A 2,858-nucleotide genomic window follows, 5' to 3' on the forward strand; every position below is an offset into this window, starting at 1 on the left:
GCGCCGCGGCTTTCGGCCCCTCCGTACAGAATCAGCCCCGCCGGGAAAATCCGGCCCCGCCGGCGTTTGAGGCGCGGGTGTCCGGGGGCCGGCCCCCGGCAACGGCGCCGCGCCGACGATCCGACCGGCACCACCGGAAAGCGGCAGGGCCCGGCAGGGTCAGCGCGGGGCCCGGCGCGGCGGGGCCCGACTACTCCCGCCGGTAGAGCGCGGGCCGCTTCTCCGCGAAGGCCCGCGCCCCCTCCTTGGCGTCGGCCGTGTCGAAGATCGGCCAGCCCCGCAGGAGTTCGGAGGCGAGCCCCTCCGTCTCGGTCATCTCCGCCGTCTCGTAGACGGACGCCTTCACCGCCTCCACCGCCAACGGCCCGCACGCGTTGATCCGCTCGGCGATCTCCAGGGCCGCCTCCAGCGCCGTGCCGTCCGGCACCACCCGCCCGATGAGACCGATCCGCGCCGCCTCCTCGGCCGCGTACGGCCGCCCGGTCAGCAGCATCTCCAGCGCGTGCGTGCGCGGGATCTGCCGCGGCAGCCGGACCGTCGAGCCGCCGATCGGGAAGAGTGCCCGCTTGACCTCGAACAGGCCGAAGGTGGCACCCTCCCCGGCGACGCGTATGTCCGTCCCCTGGAGGATCTCCGTCCCGCCGGCCACGCAGTAGCCCTCGACGGCCGCGATGACGGGCTTGCGCGGCCGGTGGTGGCGCAGCATCGCCTTCCAGTGCAGGTCGGGGTCGGCCTTGAGCCGGTCCCGGTACTGGTCGCCCGCCATGCCCTTGCCGGCCAGTGCCTTCAGGTCCATGCCGGCGCAGAAGTCCCCGCCGGCTCCCGTGAGCACCACCGAGCGGATCGTGTCGTCCGCGTCGGCCTCCAGCCAGCCGTCGTACAGACCCACCAGCAGCGGCAGCGAGAGCGCGTTCTTCGCCTCGGGCCTGTTCATGGTGAGCACCAGCGTGGCGCCGTGGCGTTCCACGGTCAGGTGTTCTGTCCCACCCATTGCCGTCCTCCCGTCTCAAGACCTAGAACAGGTTGCAGGAGGGGCGGGTGCAGTTCAATAGTTTTCTGACACCCAGTCAGATTTCTTGGACGGTCCCCTTCCCTGTTGGGGTTGGCGACGCTCTAATGACCGCCGAGCAGACCAGCCATGGGATTTTCTGGGTCAGGAGGACCGGTGGAGTACAACATTGCCGACCTGTTCGAGTCGGTCGTGGACGTGGTCCCGGACCGCGAGGCCCTCGTGTACGTGGACCACCCCGGGACCGGCGCCGAGCGCCGCCTGACGTACGCGGAGCTGGACGCGGCGGCCAACCGCATCGCGCACCACCTGCTGGACAGCGGACTGAAGGCCGGCGAGCACCTGGGCCTTCACCTCTACAACGGGATCGAGTACCTGCAGACCGTCATCGCCTGCCTCAAGGCCCGCCTCGTCCCGGTGAACGTGAACTACCGGTACGTGGAGGAGGAGCTCGTCTACCTCTACAACGACGCCGACCTGGCCGCGCTCGTCTTCGAGGGCGAGTTCACCGAGCGGGTCGCGGCGGCGCTGCCGCAGACGACGAAGCTGCGCCACCTGATCCGGGTCGGGCCGACCCCCGAGGGCGCCCCGGAGCCCTCGATCGCACCGGTCGCGTACGCGGACGCGGAGGCCGCCGGGTCCCCCGAGCGCGGGTTCCCGCCCCGCTCCCCCGACGACCTGTTCATCATCTACACCGGCGGTACGACCGGCATGCCCAAGGGCGTCATGTGGCGTGCCGAGGACCTCTTCTTCGCCGGGCTCTTCGGCGGCGAGCCCTCGGGCGAGCCGGTCAAACGTCCGGAGGAGCTGGCGGAGCGGGTCGCGGCGAAGGGCGCCGGGCTCACCTTCTTCCCCGCTCCCCCGCTGATGCACGGCACGTCCACGCTGACCTCCTTCATCGCCTTCAACTACGGCCAGCGGGTGGTCATCCACCGCAAGTACGCGCCGGAGGAGGTGCTGCGCACGATCGAGAAGGAGAAGGTCTCCAGCGTCTCCCTGGTGGGCGACGCGATGCTGCGCCCGCTCATCGACGCCCTGAACGGGCCGCTGAAGGGCACGGACCTGTCCTCCCTCTTCAGCGTCTCCTCGTCCGGGGCGATCATGTCGGAGACCGTGCGCGCCGAGTTCCAGGCGCTCGTGCCGAACGTGATGCTCCTGAACAACTTCGGCTCCTCCGAGTCCGGCTCCAACGGCCGCGCCACGAACGACTCCAGCCCGGAGAAGGGCTTCCGGCTGGAGGTCAACGAGCGGACGCAGGTGGTCGACCCGGTGACCCACGAGCCGGTGCCGGTCGGGCAGCCGGGGCGGCTCGCGCAGCGCGGGCACGTCCCCCTCGGCTACTACAACGACCCCGCCAAGACCGCGGAGACCTTCTTCCAGAAGGGTTCCGAGCGGTGGGTGCTGCTCGGCGACATGGCGACCGTCGACGAGCAGGGCATCGTCACCGTGCTCGGCCGCGGCTCGCAGTGCATCAACACGGGCGGCGAGAAGGTGTACCCGGAGGAGGTCGAGCAGGCGCTGAAGTCCCACCCGGACGTCTACGACGCCCTGGTCGCCGGGGTCGCGGACCCGAAGTGGGGCAGCCACGTGGCCGCGGTGGTCCAGGTGCGGGCGGGCGCGGCCGAGCCGACGCTCGACGAGATCCAGGCCCACTGCCGGACCAAGCTGGCGGGTTACAAGATCCCGCGCCAGCTGGTCATCGCTCCCGCCATCCAGCGCTCGCCGAGCGGCAAGGCCGACTACCGGTGGGCGAAGTCGGTGGCCACGGAGGCGGACGCGGCGGGCGCGCGCTGATCCGCCGCAGGCGCTGATCCGGCGCACGGCAGAGGGCCGGGACCCGTACGGGTCC

Annotated in this window: 2 protein-coding genes; one reads left to right on the forward strand and one right to left on the reverse strand. The window is 71.2% G+C overall.

The annotated features are described in order from the left end of the window. Positions 1–190: 190 nt before the first annotated feature. Positions 191–991 (reverse strand): crotonase/enoyl-CoA hydratase family protein, encoded by an 801-nt coding sequence (locus ACWGDE_RS37885; RefSeq protein ID WP_453393629.1) that lies wholly within the window; start codon positions 989–991, stop codon positions 191–193. A gap of 174 nt (positions 992–1,165) precedes the next feature. Here ACWGDE_RS37885 and ACWGDE_RS37890 point away from each other — a divergent pair, with 174 nt between their 5' ends. Further along, a complete protein-coding gene (locus tag ACWGDE_RS37890; protein WP_453393630.1) occupies positions 1,166–2,803 on the forward strand; it encodes an acyl-CoA synthetase in 1,638 nt (545 codons plus the stop codon). Positions 2,804–2,858: the final 55 nt, after the last annotated feature.

Source organism: Streptomyces sp. NPDC054956 (assembly GCF_053609185.1).

What these genes read in the sequence shown, in the direction of transcription:
- ACWGDE_RS37885 (WP_453393629.1), bottom strand. Translation starts at nt 991, where the DNA reads ATGGGTGGGACAGAACACCTGACCGTGGAACGCCACGGCGCCACGCTG.